The 19,024-nt window shown below is 65.5% G+C and carries 17 protein-coding genes; all 17 read right to left on the bottom strand.

Annotated elements, in window-relative coordinates:
* Positions 1-17 precede the first annotated feature (17 nt).
* A complete protein-coding gene (locus JQ621_RS06290; protein ID WP_212233508.1) occupies positions 18-902 on the bottom strand; it encodes an amidohydrolase family protein in 885 nt (294 codons plus the stop codon).
* On the bottom strand, positions 899-2,020 hold the full coding sequence (locus JQ621_RS06285; protein ID WP_212233507.1) for a vWA domain-containing protein: 1,122 nt from the start codon (positions 2,018-2,020) through the stop codon (positions 899-901). Before JQ621_RS06285 ends, JQ621_RS06290 begins: the two co-directional genes overlap by 4 nt.
* Entirely contained in the window at positions 2,017-2,898 is an 882-nt protein-coding gene (locus JQ621_RS06280) for an AAA family ATPase (RefSeq protein WP_212233506.1), read from the bottom strand. The genes JQ621_RS06285 and JQ621_RS06280 overlap by 4 nt, the downstream gene beginning before the upstream one ends.
* 12 nt (positions 2,899-2,910) lie before the next feature.
* Entirely contained in the window at positions 2,911-3,933 is a 1,023-nt protein-coding gene (locus tag JQ621_RS06275) for a xanthine dehydrogenase family protein molybdopterin-binding subunit (RefSeq protein ID WP_212233505.1), read from the bottom strand.
* The gene (locus tag JQ621_RS06270; RefSeq protein WP_212233504.1) at positions 3,934-5,529 is read right to left on the bottom strand and encodes a xanthine dehydrogenase family protein molybdopterin-binding subunit; all 1,596 of its coding nucleotides are present in this window, start codon (positions 5,527-5,529) and stop codon (positions 3,934-3,936) included.
* 12 nt (positions 5,530-5,541) lie between these two features.
* Positions 5,542-6,018 (bottom strand): (2Fe-2S)-binding protein, encoded by a 477-nt coding sequence (locus tag JQ621_RS06265; RefSeq protein WP_212233503.1) that lies wholly within the window; start codon positions 6,016-6,018, stop codon positions 5,542-5,544.
* Between the two features lie 6 nt (positions 6,019-6,024).
* A complete protein-coding gene (locus JQ621_RS06260) occupies positions 6,025-6,843 on the bottom strand; it encodes an FAD binding domain-containing protein (protein ID WP_212233502.1) in 819 nt (272 codons plus the stop codon).
* A 3-nt stretch (positions 6,844-6,846) separates the two neighbouring features.
* Positions 6,847-7,290 (bottom strand): SRPBCC family protein, encoded by a 444-nt coding sequence (locus JQ621_RS06255; RefSeq protein WP_212233501.1) that lies wholly within the window; start codon positions 7,288-7,290, stop codon positions 6,847-6,849.
* A gap of 5 nt (positions 7,291-7,295) precedes the next feature.
* On the bottom strand, positions 7,296-7,733 hold the full coding sequence (locus JQ621_RS06250) for an SRPBCC family protein (protein WP_015686997.1): 438 nt from the start codon (positions 7,731-7,733) through the stop codon (positions 7,296-7,298).
* A gap of 10 nt (positions 7,734-7,743) precedes the next feature.
* A complete protein-coding gene (locus JQ621_RS06245; RefSeq protein ID WP_212233500.1) occupies positions 7,744-10,650 on the bottom strand; it encodes a flotillin family protein in 2,907 nt (968 codons plus the stop codon).
* Positions 10,651-10,676: 26 nt separating this feature from the next.
* Complete coding sequence (locus tag JQ621_RS06240) at positions 10,677-11,510, bottom strand: phosphoenolpyruvate hydrolase family protein (RefSeq protein WP_212233499.1); 834 nt, start codon at positions 11,508-11,510, stop codon at positions 10,677-10,679.
* A 3-nt stretch (positions 11,511-11,513) separates the two neighbouring features.
* Complete coding sequence (locus JQ621_RS06235) at positions 11,514-13,730, bottom strand: ABC transporter permease (RefSeq protein ID WP_212233498.1); 2,217 nt, start codon at positions 13,728-13,730, stop codon at positions 11,514-11,516.
* Positions 13,723-14,505 carry an ABC transporter ATP-binding protein gene (locus tag JQ621_RS06230; RefSeq protein ID WP_212233497.1) on the bottom strand — a complete coding sequence of 261 codons (783 nt, stop codon included), beginning with the start codon at positions 14,503-14,505 and terminating at the stop codon, positions 13,723-13,725. The genes JQ621_RS06235 and JQ621_RS06230 overlap by 8 nt, the downstream gene beginning before the upstream one ends.
* Positions 14,498-15,586, bottom strand: a complete 1,089-nt coding sequence (locus JQ621_RS06225) for a branched-chain amino acid ABC transporter permease (RefSeq protein ID WP_212233496.1) — start codon at positions 15,584-15,586, stop codon at positions 14,498-14,500. Before JQ621_RS06225 ends, JQ621_RS06230 begins: the two co-directional genes overlap by 8 nt.
* 1 nt (position 15,587) lies before the next feature.
* Entirely contained in the window at positions 15,588-16,598 is a 1,011-nt protein-coding gene (locus JQ621_RS06220) for a branched-chain amino acid ABC transporter permease (protein WP_212233495.1), read from the bottom strand.
* 196 nt (positions 16,599-16,794) lie between these two features.
* On the bottom strand, positions 16,795-17,622 hold the full coding sequence (locus tag JQ621_RS06215; RefSeq protein ID WP_212233494.1) for a helix-turn-helix transcriptional regulator: 828 nt from the start codon (positions 17,620-17,622) through the stop codon (positions 16,795-16,797).
* 127 nt (positions 17,623-17,749) lie between these two features.
* The gene (locus JQ621_RS06210) at positions 17,750-19,000 is read right to left on the bottom strand and encodes an ABC transporter substrate-binding protein (RefSeq protein ID WP_212233493.1); all 1,251 of its coding nucleotides are present in this window, start codon (positions 18,998-19,000) and stop codon (positions 17,750-17,752) included.
* Positions 19,001-19,024 lie beyond the last annotated feature (24 nt).

The raw sequence follows: 19,024 nt of genomic DNA, 5'->3' as shown, positions 1-19,024 counted from the left end.
CTTTTCTCTTTTGTCCGTCAAAGCCGATAGACGCGCGTCGCGGTGCCTCGGAAGATCGCATCCGTTTGCTCGGCGCTCAGCGGAGCAGCGGCAGTACGAAATGCGCCAACGAGCTCGCGATAACTGGTCCATATTTTCTCGATCGGGAAATTGGAGCCGAACAGGCAGCGCTCGGCGCCGAAGATCGCGACCGTATCCGTGACCACGGCGGCAATATGCGCGGGGTCATTGCGGTGGATGAAGGTGCCGAGCCCGGAGAGCTTCGAGACGACGTTCGGGCACGCTGCAAGGCGGGCCATTCCGGCGCGCCAGGCGGCGCGTCCCGCAGGGGAGAGATCTTCGAGCATGCCGGCATGCTGGAGCACGAAGGTCACCTCCGGGCAGGACTCAGCTAGCTGGGCCGCATCCGGCATCTGCGGCGTGAAGACCTGCAAATCGAACGTCCAGCCGTAATCGGCGAGGCGCGCGACATTGCGGCGGACCATGGGATCGATGCAGAGATCAGGCTTGGCCGCGAAACGATAGAGCGGGTTCTCGTGCCAATGCAGCTGCATGCGCAAGCCGCGGACAAGTGGATAGCGCTTCAGGCGGTCGAGTTGCGGGCGCACATCGTCCACGGCAAAATTGGCGTAGGCGACGATCGCGTGTGGCCAGCCGTGTTCATCGGCGGTCTGCTGCACCCAGGCGGCCTCCTCCTCGAAACGGTCATTGGCCCAGTTGGTCTGGACGTAGACCGAGCGGGTAACGTCGTTGCCTTTGAGGTCGTCGAGATATTCGGGAAGCGGATAATCCCGCCGGATGGCCTCGTAGGGGCCGAAGATGCGCGGCTGCATCGGGCCGACCAGCCAGGGCAGGTCGGCCTGCCGCCAGATATGATGATGGCCGTCGACAATCCCGGTCACGCAACTCTCCTTCGTCCCAACGCCAGCAGATGAGCGACGATCGACGCACTCGAACCGCCGTCAACGAGATCATCGACGAAGTGCTCGATGGCGACGAGCGCCTCGGTCTGTGGACGGAAACCCGGGGCGGTCGCAAGCGGTGTCAGCCAACTGACGCGCCAGGCCCGCCGCGACAGTTGGGCCACGGCGTCACGCAATGCATCGGGCGCGCCGCGCTCCAGCCCATCCGAGACGATGACGACGGCTGCTCCCCGCGCATAACCGCCAAAGCGCGGCACCGCCAGGAAGGCCTGCAGCGCATCGCCAATGCGGGTGCCGCCGTCCCAGTCGCTGACGAGATGTGCAGCCGCGCTCAGAGCCTGCTCGCGGCGCTTCAGCCGGAGCGCGCGCGTGACGCGGGTGAGCCGCGTGCCGAAGGTGAAGACCTCGACACTGGGCGCGGCCTGCACCAGCGCATGCGCCAGCTTCATGTTCTCCTCGGTGCGGCTCTTCATCGAGCCGGAGACGTCGATCAGCAGCAGGAATTTTCGCGGGCGCTGGCGCCGCTTCATATGCCCAAGCCGAAGGATCTCGCCGTCGCTTCGAACGGAGTCGCGCAAGGTGCGGCGAAGGTCGGCAAATGGTCCGCGCCGGGCGCGCATGCGGCGGTGGCCGCGTCGGCGCGGCAGGCGTCGTGGCGCTTCGCGTGCCAGCCGGCGGAACGCATCGGTGGTGGAGAGCTGGGTAAAGCGACGCTCGACCAGCGCCTCGGTGCGGGTCGCGGTCAGTCCGGATTCGTTGGCGTCGTCGGACAGCAGCGGCTCATTGTCGCCGCGGCCTTCCTCCTGCAGCCGGACAGTCTCGTCGTCCTCGCCGTCATCGGTGTGCTCGATCGCCTCATTGCCGCGGAAGTGGAGATCGAACAACCGGTCGAAGGTCGCGCGGCGCTCGGGCGGCGGAGCGAGGGTGGCCAGTGCCGCCTGCCTGATATCTCCGAGGTCCCGCGGCCCGAGCAACTCGATCGCGCTGAGGAATGCGGTCGTCTGCTCCGGCGCGACCGCAAAGTTGTTGGCGCGCAGCAAGGCAGCAAAGGAGATGAAGACCCGGACGGCGCGCGGCAACTGTGATTCGGTGCTCATGCGGTCACCTCCGCGAGCATCGCGTCGAGCCGGGGCGAGATGAAATGCAGATCCTCCTCGTCCTTCAGCGCGACGCCGATCGAGCGCTTGAAGGCGTCAGGCCAGCGCGCGCCGCCTTTGTTCAGGAGCGTCGCGGCTTCTGCCCAGTCGACGGCTTCGGCGATGCCGGGCGCCTTGCTGAGCGGCTCGCGCCGGAGCCTGCCGACAGCAGCGACAACAGCGCGGGCGGTGGCTTCGGCCACGCTGGAGGCCCGCAGCATGATAATGCGCGCCTCGCGCTCTTCGGTCGGATAGTCGATCCAGTGATAGACGCAGCGACGACGGAGCGCTTCGTGCAGGTCGCGCGTCCGGTTCGACGTCAGCACGACGACGGGTCGCTCGGTGGCGCGCACGGTGCCACGCTCGGGGATCGAGATCTGGAAGTCCGACAGGAATTCGAGCAGGAACGCCTCGAACTCCTGGTCGGCGCGGTCGATTTCGTCGATCAGCAGCACGGTGGAGTCAGGCGCGCGCAGCACCGCCAACATGGGACGCTCGATCAGGAACGTCTCGCCGTAGATATCGATGCTCTCGTCGCCGGCCTGGCGGATCGCGAGCATCTGGCGTGGATAATTCCACTCATAGAGCGCCGCGGAGGCGTCGATGCCCTCGTAGCATTGCAGGCGGATCAGGCGGCGGCCGAGCACGGCGGCGATGGCCTTGGCGGCTTCGGTCTTGCCGACACCCGGTGCGCCCTCGAGCAGGAGCGGTTTGCCGAGCGCGAGGCCGAGATAGGCTGATGTCGCAAGGCCCTCGTCGGCGAGGTAATAGGCCGCGCGCAGCGCCTTCTCCAGCGCCTCCGGGCTATCGATGCCGACAATGTTGCTGCGCACCGCCATGAACGCAAACCTCTAGCGCCGCGGCTGCGGCCGCGCGCCGCCCTGGGCCTTGATCGCGCGCAACACTTTTTCAGGCGTGATCGGCAGGTCGTCGATGCGGACGCCGACCGCGTTGAAGATTGCGTTGGCCACGGCTGGCAGCACCGGGTTCGCGCACATCTCACCGGGACCCTTGGCGCCAAAAGGGCCGTCAGGGGCAGGGCGCTCCAGCACGGCGATGTCATGCGGGCAGATGTCGCCGGGGCCGGGCATCAGATATTCGACGAAATCGCGCGGGCCATGGACCGGCTCGGGATAATAGGGCTCCGGCGTCTCATACAGCGCATGGCTGACGCCCATCCAGGCGCCGCCGACGAGTTGTTGCTCGACGAGCCGCGGGTTCAGTGCGCGGCCGAGTTCATAGGCCGAGTCCATCCGCACCATCGCGACCTCGCCGGTCTCATCGTCGACATCGACCTCGGCGACGAGGCAGGCATGGGCATAGCAGGTCGCGGGCGACATCTCGCCGGTCTCCGGATTCACCTCGGAGAGCGGCACCAGGAAGATGCCACGGCCGGAGATGGTCTTGCCCTGCTTGAACTGCGCGGCAATCGCGACATCCTTGGTCGAAATCGAGCGGTGCGGCGCGCCCTTGACGTGGATGTTGCCGCGCCCGTCGGTCTCGAGATCGGCGGCGTTGACCTCCAGTTCCTCGGCGGCCGCCTCCATCATCACGCCGCGCGCTTCCCGGGCGGCTGCCATCACCGCATTGCCGACGCGGTGGGTGCCACGAGAAGCGAACGAGCCCATGCAATGCGGGCCGGTGTCGGAATCCGCCGTATCGACATAGACGTCCTCGACGGGCACGCCCAGCGTCTCTGCACAGATTTGACGCGTCACCGATTTCATGCCCTGGCCGAGATCGATCGACGACAGCGCCACCGTGAACTTGCCGCTCGGATTGGAATGCACCAGCGCCTGGCTGGGGTCGCCGCCGAGATTCATGCCGATGGGATAGTTGATTGACGCGATGCCGCGTCCGCGGTGCCGGGTCATCTAGCGCCTCCTGGTGCCGAAAACGGAGGAGAAGCGGGTTGCGCCATGCGACGGAGCGGCCGGTCTTGGCGACGGCGGTGGCGGCACCGTTGGTGGCGGTTCGCGCGGCGGTTCGCGGGTGACCGTTGGCGGAAGCCGGTCATAGCTGGTGCGCTGCTGGACCGGATTGGTGGACCTCGCGCGCGACGAATCCGTCGGGGTCGGCGGAATCACGGCGCGGCTGCCGCCACCGTCCTTGCGCGAGGATGCGCGTTTGAATTCCTCGCGGAGCGGCCACTTTGCCTTTTCGGCCGCGACCTGAACGCATTCGATCAGCGCGGTGTTCTTGGCCTCGCGCCGGTGCGCTTTCATGTCGCCGTCGCGATAGGCGTTGAGGATGCGAAATTCCATCGGGTCCATGCCCACGAGGTGCGCCAGCTTGTCCATCTGGCACTCGATAGCGAAATCCATTGCGGTGACGCCGAAGCCGCGCATCGCTGTTGCAGGCGTCCGGTTGGTGAAGACGCAATAGACGTCGCCGTACACGTTCGGAATGGTGTAGGGGCCCGGCAGATGCGCGGCGCATTTCACGGCGGCGTAGCTGGACAGGCGCGTATAGGCGCCGCTGTCGAAATAGGCGCGGATCTTGCGCGCGACGACGCGGCCGTCGCGCATCACGCCATCCTTGATGTAGATGCGCTCAGCGCCACGCGGCGGCCCGTATTGCATTTCCTCCTCGCGGCCGAACATGTAGCGCACGGGCCGCCCGGTCAGCATCGCCCCGAGGATCGCGAGCGGCTCGGTCAGCGTATCGACCTTGCCCCCGAAGCCGCCGCCGACCGTGCCGCCGATGAAGTGGAAGGTGTTGGACGGCACATCCAGGATTTTTGCGCAGGTGTCGACCGAAAAGAACAGCGCCTGCGTCGAAGTATAGACCACATAACGGCCGTTGGTGTCAGGCGCCGCGATCGCGCCGTTGGTCTCGGTCGGCGCATGCTCGATCGGCGACATCTGATAGCGCTGTTCGAGTACGTGATCTGCTGTTGCGAGCGCCGCATCGGCGTCACCGAAGCGAAGCCTCTGGTGGTCGTAGGTCTCGTGATAGGTGAATGTGTTCTTCGGGTAGGTCTCGTTGACCACGGGCGCGCCTGGTTTCAGCGCATCCTCGACGTCGAACACCGCCGGCAGCGGTTCATAGTCGATCTTGACCTTGGCGATTGCCTCGAAAGCTTCGCGCTCGCTGTCGGCGACGATCGCGATGATCGGTTCGCCCTTGTAACGGACCTTGTCGACCGCCAGCGACGGCTCGTCGTCCTTGCCGAAATTGATCAGGCTCAGCAGCGTATTGAGGTTCACCGGCACATCGGCGCCGCGAATGATCCGGCGCACGCCAGCCGAGCGCTCTGCCTCTGTGGTGTCGATGCGGCGAATCCTGGCATGCGCCTGCGTCGAGCGCACGACCTTCAAATGCAGCATACCCTGCAATTTGTGGTCGTTGAAAAAGCTCGACGTGCCCGTGACATGCCCGAGCATGTCCTGGCGCTGGGTGCCTTTGCCGATTTCGTTCAGATTATCGTCGCGCTCGTCGGCGAAAATGTCCTTGCGCAATTCCAGCATGGTCGCTTTCCCTCAGGCGCTGATCCGGCCGCCGGCGGCGGCGAGGATGGCATTGATGATCGGCTCGTAGCCGGTACAGCGGCAGATGTTGCCGGAGATGGCCTCGATGACCTCGTCGCGGCTTGGCGAGGGATTGCGGTCGAGCAACGCCTTTGCGGCCATCAGCATGCCCGGCGTGCAATAGCCGCACTGGGCGGCAAAATTGTCGGCGAAGGCGCGCTGGAGCGGATGCAGGTTCGGACCTTGCTTCATGCCGTCGAGCGTCTCGATGGAACGACCGGCCACTGTCTCCGCCAGTGTCAGGCAGGAGAGGACAAGCTCGCCGTCGACAAGCACGCTGCATGTGCCGCAGCCGCCCTGGCCACAGCCGAATTTTGGCGTCATGTCGCCGATCAGCTCGCGCAGCGCGACCAGGAGATTGGTGCCACCATCGACAAAGATCGCAACCTCGCGGCCGTTGTGACGAAATTGCAGGGGTATCTTGGACATGATAGTCTATTCCTGACCGGACAGCAGGCGGCGCAGATGGACGCCGACGATCTCGCGGCGATACCAGGCGCTGCCGAGCGCATTGTCGGAGGGCGACGTTCCTTCGCTGGCGGCAGATGCAGCTGCCGCCACGGTGGCAGCATCCAGCGAACGGCCTTCAAGCGCTCGTTCGGCCGCACGTGCGCGGATCTGGGTTGGCGCCATCGAGCCCAGCGCGATACGTGCGCTGGCAATACGGCCTCCACTGATCGGCAGATGCGCGGCCAGCGTGATCACAGAGCCGCCCTTGGGCTTGATGCGGGCGATCTTGCGATAGCGGAACGCCTCGCTGCTCGCCGGCCGGGTGCAGGAGACCGACAGCACCAGCGTTCCGGCCTGCCGGTCGCGCGCCTGCAGAAACTCCTCGATCGGGATGTCGCGCGCACCAAAGCCGCCTTGCACGGCTACTGTGGCATCGAGTGCCAGCAGCGCGACGGTGAAATCGCCGTAAGGCGTTGGCGCGAAGAGATTGCCGCCGATGGTCCCCATGTTGCGCACGGCCGGGCCGCCGATCGAGCGGGCAGGGGCGTGCAGGAAGGCGAGGTCGCGTTCGGCGAGGACGCGGGCGAAGGTGACGCCAGCGCCGAGCGTGATGCGCGGACCGGACGCGTCGATCCGGGTCAGTGCCTGGTCCAGGGCGCGGACCACGGTCGAGATCGAGATGTCGCCCTCGTTCAGCGCGCGCATGACCAGCGTGCCGCCGCCGAGATAGCGTGCGCTTCGGTCCGAGGACAGCGCGCCCGCGGCTTCGCTGGCGCTTGGGAAGGTCTTTACCGTGACGGCCATGGCTTAGGCGGCCTCCTTGAGGTGACGGCGGATTGCTTCGAACCCGGCTTGATAGATGTCTTCCGCGACCATGTGGGTGATGCGATCGCGATCCTCGGGCTTGGTGGTGAAGCGGGATTCCCAGTGCCAGAAGGTGCGATCGCCGTCGGTGACCGGCAGCAGGCGGACATGGGCCACATAGTTGAACATCGGGATCGGGGTATCGAGCAGGCAGTAGCTGAAGCTCTGCTCGAGGTCGGACAGCGCCAGCAGCTGCTCGCGCAGCTCCGCGCCGTCCTTCAACTTGAACCGCCTGATGCAGCCGATCCTGTCGGAGGAATGCGCGCGCTCGATCAAGGAGGTCGCAACCGCCGGGTGCCAGCGATCGTGCCCGTTGAAATCGCGCAACATGGCCCAGGCCGCATCGGTCGGCGCATCCAGGATGGTGCTTTTGACGATATGCGGCACGGCGGTCAACCTCCAAACACGCGCTTCAAGGCATCGAACCCACCCTGGAACACGCCGCCCCCGATATTGCCGACGAGCTCGGTCTCGCGCTCCGGCGCGCAGTCGAACTCGGCGGTCCATTCCACGAAGGTCTGGTCGCCATCGGTGACGGGGGTAAGGCGAAGGGTCGCGACGTAGTTCTCGACACCCATCGGGGATTCCAGGATCGAATAGGTGCAGAACATGTCGTAGTCGGAGAGGCCCAAAAGCTTCTCGCGGATGCGGTCGCCGTTGCGCAGACGAAAGTCGCGCACACATCCGATCTTGTCCGAGGGTTCGCCGCCCTCGATGCGGCTCTCGGCGATCGCGGGGTGCCAGTTCGGCAGGCCGTTGAAGTCGCGCACGCGTGCCCAGACGCGATCGTTGCGCGCATTGACGACAGTGGAGACGTAGACGCGGGGCATGGGTCGGACCTCAGCTCTTCTTCCGCGGATTGCGGTCGGCCGGCGGTTCGCCGCCGCCCTCAGCCGCTGGCGATGAGGCGGCCGGCTTGTCGCCGCCACCGCCACTCTTGCGCGCGGATTCCTTGATGCCCTGCATGTCGCGGGCTTCGCGGATCAGGCCCGGCATCTTGGCGAGGCTGCCGCCCTCGACGCCGATGTCGGCCAGAAGTGAATCGATCAGCGGCGCTTGCACGCGGTAGCGCAGCGCCGAGTCGATCACCTCGTCGGTGGCGCTGCGGCCGCCATTTCCGCCATGGCCGTTGCCGTTGAGGCCGTCGACCTGGAGGATGCGGATGCCCTCGATCTTCTCCATCGGCTTGACGCTCTCGCGCACGATGCCTTCGATCTTGTCGAGCAGCTTTCGGCGGAATAGCGAGTAGCGAGCCTGGTCGGTGAGCACGTTCTCGGCTTCGTTCAGCATCCGCTGCGCCTCGGCCTCGACGGCGGCGCGGACGCGCTCGGCTTCCGCGGCGATCCGGGTCTCCTCGGCCTGCTTCTCCGCAATCATGACTTCGACGGTCTTGCGGCGCTTTGCGATCTCGCTCTCGCGCGCGGTGATGACGCGTTCGGTCGCTTCGGTGGCCCGCATCCGCGCTTCCTCGGCCATCGCCTTGGCCGCCGACTCTTCCAGCGATTTCTGATGAATGGCGATTGCCTTCTCCATCAAGACCGTCTCGACCTCCTTTTCGCGGTTGACCTCGAGCTTGCGCAGCTCGCGTTCACGGCCGATCCGGGCCTCGTCGAGGCCGCGGTCGGAGGCGATGCGTGCGCGCTCGACCTCCTCGCGCGAGGCGATCTCCGCCTCCTGCAGCGACTGGACGCGGGCGACTTCCAGCTGCTCGATTGCCCGTCGGCGCTCGAGGCGCGCGGCCTCCAGCGCCTGCTCCCGCGAAACGTCGGTGGTCTCAACCTCCTTGCGGGCGATGATCTCGGCCTGCCGGACCTGGCGATCCGCATCGATCCGCTCGGACTTCTTCGCGGAGAGGGCGATGACGCGGTCCTCGTCGGCGATCTCGATCGCCTTCTTCTGCTCGATGTTGAGTACCTCGCGCTTCTTGGACGAGTTGATCCGCTCGGCTTCGAGTGCGAGATCGACGGTGATGCGCTGGCGCTCGATGGCATCGCGCCGCTTCAACTCGGCTGCCTCCAGAATGCCGGTCCGCTCGATCTCGAGCGAACGCGTGTCGCGCTCGGCCTGGATCCGCTCGGCTGCGACTGCCTTCTCCTGGGCAATCCGGGCCGCCTCGATCGCCTCGCGGGAGGCGATATCGGCTTCCTCGACCGCGCGGTTGCGCGCGATCTCGAGCGAGCGGACGCGCTCTTCCTGGGCGATGCGCGAGGCCTCGGTAGTCTCGCGCGCAGCGATGCCGGCGACTTCGAGGGTCTGGTTGCGCTCGATTTCGAGCTGTCTCGTGCTCTGCTCGGCGGCGATGCGTTCGGCGGCGAGCGTCCGCTCGCGGGCGATGCGGGCGGCCTCGACCGCGCGCTGCGCCTCGATCTCGGCCTCCTGGATGGTGCGAACCTGCTGAATCTCCAGCGCGCGGGTGCGCTCGTCGGAGGAGATTCGCTCGACATTGACCATCAAGGTCTGGGCGATGCGCGCCTTCTCGGTGGTTTCGCGGGCGGCGATCTCGGCTTCGTCGACAGCGCGGGTGCGCTCGATCTCGCGGCGGCGTGTCTCTTCTTCATTGGCAATTCGGGCGTCGGTAACGACGCGGTCTTGCTGGATGCGGGCCTTCTCGATCGCCTCACGGGCCGCGATCTCGGCCTCCTCGATCGTGCGCATCCGCTCGATCTCGCGCTGGCGGACCTCGCGTTCGGAAGCAATTCGGGTCGTGTCGATCGAACGCTGGTTGGCGATCCTGGTCTTCTCGATATCCTCGCGAGCGAGCAGTTCCTTCTCTTCGATGACGCGGGTTCGCTCGATTTCCTTCTGGCGGGTCTCGCGCTCGGAGGCGATGCGAGCTTCCGCAATCGCCTGCTCGTTGGCGATCCGCGAGCGCTCGATTGCCTCGCGCGCGGAGATCTGGGCCTGTTCGGCCTCGGTCTCGCGCAGCGCGCGTTCGCGGGCGACTTCCGTGCGCTGCAGCGCGCGGCGCATCTCGATGTCACGTTCCTGCTCGAGGCGCGCGGTCTCGCTCTCGCGCTCGATCTCCAGCGCCTGACGCTCGGCCTCCAGATTGCGAGTGCGGATCTTGATCATCGAGTCCTGCTCGATGTCGTTGCGCAGCTTGCGCCTCGCCTCGATGTCCTCCATCAGCCGCGTCAAGCCTTCGGCGTCGAAGCGGTTCGAGGGGTTGAAGAATTCGAGATCGGTCTGGTCGAGATCGGTGATGGCCACGGATTCAAGCTCAAGGCCGTTCTGGGCGAGGGCCTCAGCGGCATTGGTCTTGACGCGTGTGACATAGTCGCCGCGCCGTTCGTGCATTTCTTCGAGGGTCATTTCGGATGCGACCGAGCGGATCGCGGAAATGAACTTGCCGGCGAGTAGCGCGTGCAGTTGCTCCGGCTCCATGGTGCGGCGGCCGAGCGTTGCCGCGGCGATGGAGACGGCTTCGCGGGTGGCCCGGACGCGGACATAGAAATCGGCCTCGATGTCGACGCGCATGCGGTCGCGGGTGATGACCGCGTCCTGCCGCGAGCGCACGATTCCCATCGGCAACACGTTCATGTTCACAGGCGTGAAATCGTGGATGAAGGGAAGCACGAAGGCGCCGCCATCGATCACGACGCGTTCGCCGAGGAAGCCGGTCCTGACGAACGACACCTCCTTGGAGGAGCGATGATAGAGCCAGTTCACGATGTAGACGCCAACCACGATCACGATGATCGCGACGATCAGCCAGAGGATGAGCTCGCCGACCAGGATCCCTGACATGTTTCCCTCCTTCAATCTTGCAGGCGCTAGCGTGCGCTGATCGCCTTGAATTGGCGGACCTGTTCCGTCAAAGCCCGCTCGACCGGCAGCCGCTCCATCGAGGAGGCGCCGTAGAAGCCGTGGCAGTAGCGGGTGTTCTTCATGATGAAATCGGCATCCGCGGGATCCGCGATCGGGCCCCCATGGGCGAGCACCAGAATGTCCGGATTGACGCTGAGCGCGGCCGATGCCCAGGTGTCGATGCGCGCGGGGCAGTCCTTCAGCTTGGGCGCGGTCTGCGCGCCGATCGTGCCGCCGGTGGTGAGCCCGAGATGGCAGACGATGATGTCGGCGCCGGCGATGGCCATTGCGGCGGCTTCCTTCTCGCTGAAGACATAGGGTGTCGTCAGCAGATCCTTCTCACGAGCCTTGGCGATCATGTCGATCTCCAGCGCATAGGACATGCCGGTTTCCTCGAGGTTCGCGCGGAAGATGCCGTCGATCAGCCCGACGGTCGGAAAGTTCTGCACGCCGGCGAAGCCGAGGGTCTTGAGCTGGTCGAGGAACACGTCCATGTCGCGGAAGGGATCGGTGCCGTTGACGCCCGCGAGCACCGGCGTCTTGCTGACGACCGGCAGCACTTCGCCGGCCATTTCGACCACGATGGCGTTGGCGTCGCCATAAGGCATCAACCCGGCGAGCGAGCCGCGGCCGGCCATGCGGTAGCGGCCGGAATTGTAGATGACGATGAGATCGACACCGCCGGCTTCCTCGCACTTGGCCGACAAGCCGGTGCCGGCGCCGCCGCCGACGATCGCCTCGCCGCGTTTCGCCATCTCGTGAAACCGCTTCAGAAGTGCTGCGCGTTCAAACCGGGCCATCGGTCACCTCGCTGCTCTCCGGCGCGCCCCGGCGCGTCCGAACAGGGTTCGGAAAGCGCTCGCGATGATCGAGGCGAACTCAGGATCGTTGATGTTCTGCTTGACGCGGATCAGTTGCCTGTTGCCGGACGCACGCACCGTATGCTCCAGCGCGCGGAACAGGGCCGCATCGGCGTCGGGGTCCCAGAACGGTTGACCGCGCGCGTCCAGAGCAGAGACGCCGCCCTCGGGCAGGAAGAAGCGCACCGGACCGTCCATCCGGTTGAGCCGCTCGCCGATCCAGCGGCCCATCCGTTCGTTCTCTTCCACGGTCGTCCGCATCAGCGTCACCTGCGGATTGTGGACGTGAAATTTTCGGCCGCGGTAGCGCTCGGGGATGGTGTCGGGCGCGCCGAAATTGACCATGTCGAGCGCGCCGACCGAGCCGACATAGGGCGAGCGGGTGCGGATAACAGCGCCGAAGCGGTCCTCCGTCGCCGGAAACACGCCGCCCATCAGCAGGTCGCAGATCTCGGTGGTGGTGAGGTCGATCACACCGGCGATCTGGCCGGAGTCGACGAGCTTCTCCATCGAGCGGCCGCCGACGCCTGTGGCGTGGAACACGAGGCACTCGAAGTCGTCGCGCAGATCGGCTGCGATCTTCTGCACCGCCGGCGTGGTGACGCCGAACATCGTGATGCCGACCGACGGCAGTGCGACGCTCGCGGCGCGGTCTTTCGTCTCGCGCTGGTCAAGCCGGGCCTTGACCATGCCGGCGATGGCGTTGGCGCCGTTCGACAGCACCGCGCGCGAGATCGAGTTGAGGCCCTGCACGTCCGTCACCGAATACATCATGGTGATGTCGGCGGGGCCGACATAGGGGCCGACGTCACCCGAGGCGACCGAAGAGATGATCAGCTTCGGCACGCCGACGGGCAGGGTGCGCATGCCGGGCGCGACCAGCGATGCGGCGCCCGAGCCGCCGGCCGAGATGACGCCGGCGACATTGCCTTGGCGCTTGATCCAATTGGCGAATGCATCCGCCATCGCGGTGACGGCAACACCGCGATCTCCGCCAAACACGGCTGAGCCGCCGCGGCCGTGGTTCAGCGCGATCTCCTGTGCGGAGACATCACAGCTCGCCTGCTTGCCGCTGGTGGAGACATCGACGAGCCGCGTGCGCAATCCAGTTTCCGCGACGATGTCGCGGATGAAGCGCAGCTCGGTGGCCTTGGTGTCGAGCGTGCCGACGACCAGCACCACCGGTGGTCCGGAGGATTGCGCCGTCACCGGCTCACGCTTGCGTCGCGCGGTGTCGTCCAGGCGCGAAACCTGCGTCGATAGCGTCCGCGCCGCTGCTTCGATACGGCCGATCGGGACCGGCTGGGACCAGCGCGTCGGCGGGGTTGGGTTGGAGACGTAGATCCGGATCGGGCCGCCGGTGCGTGCAGGCTGGGGGGCCGGCTTTGCTTCACCTCCTGTAGCTGGCACGTCGATGTCGGCCTGCAGCTCGGCATGAAGTCCGACGCCGAGCAACCGCTGCTGCAGCTCGCGGTCGGCAGACAAGCGCGCGGAGTCGATGATGCGGTTGATGCGGCCGTTGACCATGATGGCGACATTGCGCGAGATGGCGGTGGCGACGCCGATATTTTGCTCGATCACGAGCACGGACATGTCGCCATCCTCGCCGAGCTGCAGCAGCATTTCCTCGACCTGGGTGACGATGACGGGCGCAAGCCCCTCGGTGGGTTCGTCCATGATCAGCAATTGCGGATTGGTCAGCAGCGCGCGGGAGATCGCGAGCATCTGCTGCTCGCCGCCGGAGAGCTGGCCGCCGCCATGGTCCCTGCGTTCGGCGAGCCGTGGGAAGGTGTCGTAGATGCGCTCGACTGTCCAGTCGCCGGATCGCATCCCTCCGGCAAGCCGCAGATGCTCATCGACGCTGAGGGAGCGCCAGAGCCGGCGGCCCTGCGGTACATAGCCGACGCCGAGGCGGGCGATATTCGCCGGCGGTCGCCGCGTGATGTCCTCGCCGCGGACGCGGATCGACCCGCCACTCACCGGCACGAGGCCCATGATCGCCTTGCACAGCGTGGTCTTGCCCATGCCGTTGCGGCCGACCACCGAGAACACGCCGGCATCGAGCGAGAGGTCGACGCCTTGCAGCGCATGCGAATGACCGTAATAGACGTCCAGGCCCCGGACCTCGAGTGCGGCGGGGGTGCGGCGGGCTTCACTCATGGCCGCCTCCGAGATAAAGCTCCTGCACCTCGGGGTCGGACTGTATTTCTTCCGGTACGCCTTCCTTGAAGATGCGGCCGTTGTGCATCATCGTGACGCTCTCGACGACGCGCAAGGCCACGTCCATGTCGTGCTCGATGATGATGTAGCCGATATGGGCCGGCAGCGAGGTCAGGATCTCGACCAGCTCGGCCCGCTCGGTCGGCGACAGACCTGCGGCTGGCTCGTCGAACAGCACGAAGCGGGGGGCCCCTGCGAGGGCCAGCGCGATCTCGAGCTGGCGCTGCTGGCCGTGGGCGAGCTCGGCGACGCGCTGGTCCTTCACGGCGGTCAGATGCACAGCCTGCACCAGACCGTCGGCCGCATGCATCAGCGCATCGTTCTGCCCTGGACGCAGGAACGAGAAGCGGCCGCGCGAGACGCCGCAACAGGCGAGATAGACATTGTCCTGCACGGTGAGGCCGGGGAACAGCGCCGAGATCTGGTAGGTCCGCCGCAGACCGCGGCGGATGCGCTCATAGGGCGGGAAGTGCGTGACGTCCTCGCCGAAGAAGCGGATCGTACCCGATGTCGGCGGGAAATCGCCTGTGATGCAGTTGAACAGCGTGGTCTTGCCGGCGCCGTTGGAGCCGAGCACGGCGCGGCGTTCGCCGGGGCGCACGGTGATGGTGACGTCGGTCAGCGCGGCCAGCGCGCCGAACAGCCGCGTCACGCCGCGCAGCTCGAGGGCTGCACCGGCACCCACGGCGGAAAGGCGCTGGGCGACGCTATCCATGGCCGCGCCCTCCGCCCGGGCGATCCGTCTGCGGACGCTGGCTCTGTCGCCAGCGCTGCCACAGGCCGATCACGCCGTCCGACGACCAGAACACGATGGCGAGGAAGCCAAGGCCGATCAGCAGCCGGAAGCGATTGCCGTCGAGCCCGATCTTGACGAGAAAATCGAGCGCGAAGGTGCGGAGCAGCACGAACACCAGCGCCCCGATATACGGGCCTACCGGCCGGGTGATGCCGCCAACGACGGCGATGATGAGGATGTCGATGCAGGCGCCGACGCTCACCGAACCCGGCGAGATCTGCCGATAGTTCCAGACCTGGAGCACACCGGCGAGGCCGGCGATGAAGGACGCGACCGCATAGGCCGCGACGCGGTGCGCATTGACGTTGAAGCCGAGGGCCGCCATGCGGCGCGGATTGTCGCGTACGCCCTGGAGCGCCAGGCCGAACGGCGCGCGCGAAATGTAGTCCACCGCGAAATAGCAGAGCGCAGCGATCGCGAGCACGACGTAGTAGAAGGGAATGTCCGCGCGCCAGTCGACACCCCAGAAATGCGGCGTCGAGACGTTGTTGATGCCGGTGTGGCCGTTGAAGATCGCCCAGTTCTGGTTGGTGAAGTAGTAGAACGCAGCGCCGATCGCGAGCGTGATCATGATGGTGTAGATGCCTTCGGTCCGCACCGCGAGGGCGCCGCCAAGCGTGCCGAAGACGGTCGCAAGCGTCAGCGCCATGGGCACCGCCAGCCACCATGGCCAGCCCAGGCTGATATTGGCGTTTCCGCTGACGCCGAACACGGCGACCATGTAGGCCGCGAACCCGGCGATGGTGAGCTGCATCAGGCTGACCATGCCGCCATAGCCGGCCAGGAACATCAGGCTGAGCGCGATGGTGCCGAGCATCAGCGTCGTGGCAAAGATCTCGATCAGGAAGAAGCCGTTGGCGATCAGCGGCATGATCAGCAGAATCACTGCGACAATCCACGCTGCGGGATTGTTGAGATCGGGCCGCCCGCGCACGGCCGGGCGCTGCGCCGTCGGGGCGGGGCTGCGGACCTGAATGCGCGCATCGTGGGTGACGGACATGTCAGCGCCTCGCCAGCAGGCCCTGCGGCCGAAGCGCCAGCACCAAGACCATGATCAGGAAGGTCACGACGATGGCGTAGGTCGGGATGTAGACCGACCCAAGCTGCTCGGCGAGGCCGATGATCAGCGCGCCGAGTGCGGCCCCGGGGATCGAGCCCATGCCGCCGACGATCACGACGACGAGGGAGGCCAGCAGGAAGCGGATATCCTCACCGGGCGACAGCGACTGGAAGGTGCCGCCGACGACGCCGGCGATGCCGGCAAGGCCCGCGCCAAGCGCGAAGACGAGCACGAAGACGATCTGGATGCGAACGCCGGTCGCAGCGAGAATGTCGCGATCGTCGACCCCGGCGCGGATGATCATGCCAATCCGGGTGCGGTTGAGCGCGAGCCACATCGCGACGCCGATGATCACGGAGGCCAGGAAGATCACGAGCCGCACCAGCGGATAGCGCAAGTAAACCGGCTCTCCCGATGATTTCACCGCGGTGATCAGCGGCAGCTCGATCGGGCCGATCAGCCAGTTCGGGGTCTGGATCTGGTAGAAATCGCCGCCGCAGGCCCACAGCATGAGATCGGCGAACACGATCGACAGTCCGATGGTCACCATGGTCTGGCGCAGATCCTGGCCCTCCATGCGGCGGAAGACGAGAACCTGGAGCAGGACGCCGACCAGCGCGGTCAGGATGAAGGCGACGATGAAGGCGAGAATCCAGGAGCCGGTCGAGGCGCTGATGGCGTAACCGACATAGCCGCCGAACAGATAGAGCGATCCGTGCGCGAGATTGACGTTGCGCATTAGTCCGAAGATCAGCGTGAAGCCGCTGGCGACGAGGAAATAGAGGCCGCCGAGCGTGATGCCGTTGAAGACCGCGTTGAGGAACACCCGCTTGCGGCCGATCGCGTCTTCGAGGCCGGGTGGCCACACCGCGAAGATCAGCCACAACGCCACTGCGATCGCGATTATGACGATGAGTGCCCATGCCGGGTGACGTTCGACAAAGCGGGTCACGGCGTCACCTCGCTCCGTTTGCGGCGGTCGCCATCACGCTTCGGATGCAGGTCAGACAGCCCTGTGCAGGCTGCGCACCTCGTCATGGATTTGCGTCCTCCCCGGACATGCGATCCTCTTGCCGGGATCGCGTTCTGCCCATCCTAGTGGGACGGCGAGGGGAGCATTTGATCGTGAGTATCTTTTCGCGCGCCTGTCAGCCGCGCAAAACCTTGGCCGCGCGGCGATAATCGGTCGGCGCCATCCCGACATTGGCGGCAAAAAAGCGGGTGAAACCGCTCTGCGAGGAGAATCCGAGATCGAAGCCGATATCGGCGATCGGCACCTCGCTCGCCACCAATGCCTCCAGAGCCTGCTCCATCATCAGGGTATTGAGATAGAGATGAGGTGTGACACCGGTCTGGGTGCGGAACAGCCGGTAGAAATGCGGCCGCGACAGGCCGGATTCGCGCGCGATGGCATCGAGCTCGATCTCTGCGCCGGGGCTCTCCGACATCATCTTGATGCACTTGCGAACGCGAAAATCGGTGACTGAGCCATTCGAACGTGGATCGCGCGCAGTCTGCGCCTGCTGCCAGCTTTCGTCGTAGCAGATATCAATGAGCCTCCGCAGCTCGCCATCGAGACCATTCAGCGACGGTGCGCCGCACACAAGAGCGGCCGCGTGCCTGATGTGCCTGTCCAGCGCGGTCGACCGTACGAATTGGGTGCGGCCGAAGCGCAGGCGGTCGGCACCGGGTGCATCGGGCGCAAACCATTCCGCATTGACATAGAGCACGAAGAAAACGGCGCCGACATCGAGATCTGAGGGAAGGAAATTATGGGGCTCCCACGGATTGACCGCGACCACGGAACCTTCGGTGAGCTCGTAACGTCCGTCGTTGACATCGATGCACGCGGGACGTCCGCCGACATGGAAGATCAGATGACCTTCACGATGCGCGTGAATATTGAAGGGGCGGTTCAACTGATAGACCGTCGCCCGGCCGAAGCGGCCGTGGAAGACGGCGAGCGCCCGGCTCATGCCTTCCCTCCTAGGAGCTTTTGTCTTTTTTATAGGGTTCAACAACCGGGGAGAGAATGCAAGGGCGCTTGTGTCGCGCCTTTGCAATTCTCTCCCCGTCAGTCATGACCTCGCCGTTGCGACTACGTCAGTACTTCTTACATTCCGGTACTGTACGGCTTGGCAGTCCGATCTTGGCGAACACCGCCGGGTCGTAGCCCAGCGTCTGGTTCACGTTCGGGATCACCTTCACGACCTTCGAGAACAGCGCACCCTTGCCGTCGTCGACGACCTCGGTGACGAAGTTCGTGCCGATCGCCTGGCGATTGGCGTCGAGCTTGATCTTGCCGTTGGGAGCATCGAGCTCGATCTTGGCCAGCGCAGCTTTGTACTTGGACTGGTTGTCGCTGAGGTCGCCATTGACCTGACGCAGCGCCAGGATCAACGCCATCGTCGAGCCATAATAATTGGTGGCGAGCAGCGACGGGCTCGGAAAGCGTTTGTTCGGCGGGAAGGCATCCTGATAATCCTTCACGAACTTCTGCCAGCCTGGATCTTCCCAGGTATCGGCCTGACCGCTTGCGGCCAGCGTGCCGATCAGTGCGTTCTTGGCGTTGCCCTTGGACGACAGGATGGTCTGGTCGATCATGATCGAGCCACCCATCAGATGCGCCTTGCCGCCGGCCTGCTGGTACTGGTTCAGGAAGTTGACGGCATCCGCACCGCCGAGCCCGAGATAGATGGCATCGACGTCGTCGGGCAGCGCTGCGATCACCGAGGCAAAGTCCTTGGTGCCGAGCGGCACCCATTGCCGGTTGGTGACCTGTCCGCCGGCGCCGCAGAACTCGAGCACGAGGCCGAACACCTGGGTGTAGATGAACGAATAGTCCTCACCGACGGTCGCGATCTTGCGATACTTCTTCTCGTCATAGGCGTATTTGCCGAGGCCAACCTGCCACTGCGCACCGTCCATGTTGTAGCGGAAGAAGTTCGGGGCCGGGTCGACATAAGTCGTTTCCTGCGCGCCGGAGGCGGCGTTGATGAAGGTCAACTCCGGATGGGTCTTGGCAAAGTTCTTGACCGCGATGCCCTCGTCGCCGGATAGCGGCGACAGCAGGATCTGTACCTTGTCCTGCTCGATCAGTTTTCGCACGGCGCGGACGGCCGAGTCCGGAGTCGCATCGGTCGAGGCAATGACGAACTCGAGCTCCTTGTCGCCGACCTTTTTGCCAAGCACATTGAGCGCGGTCTGGAAACCGCGGATGCCGTCCTCACCGAGCACGGTGTAGGTGCCCTCGAGCGTCGCGGTGACGCCGACCTTGATCTTCTCCTGTGCGAAGGCGGTGCCCGACAATAGCAGGCTGCTCAACGCGATCAGTCCTAGACTGCCTTTCAACATTGCTCTCCTCCCTGGGTCGTCCTT

This window comes from Bradyrhizobium manausense, from assembly GCF_018129685.1.
GTDB lineage: Bacteria > Pseudomonadota > Alphaproteobacteria > Rhizobiales > Xanthobacteraceae > Bradyrhizobium > Bradyrhizobium manausense_D.
Note: the sequence above shows the minus strand (reverse complement) of the source record. Positions and strands in the feature narration are given on the sequence as shown.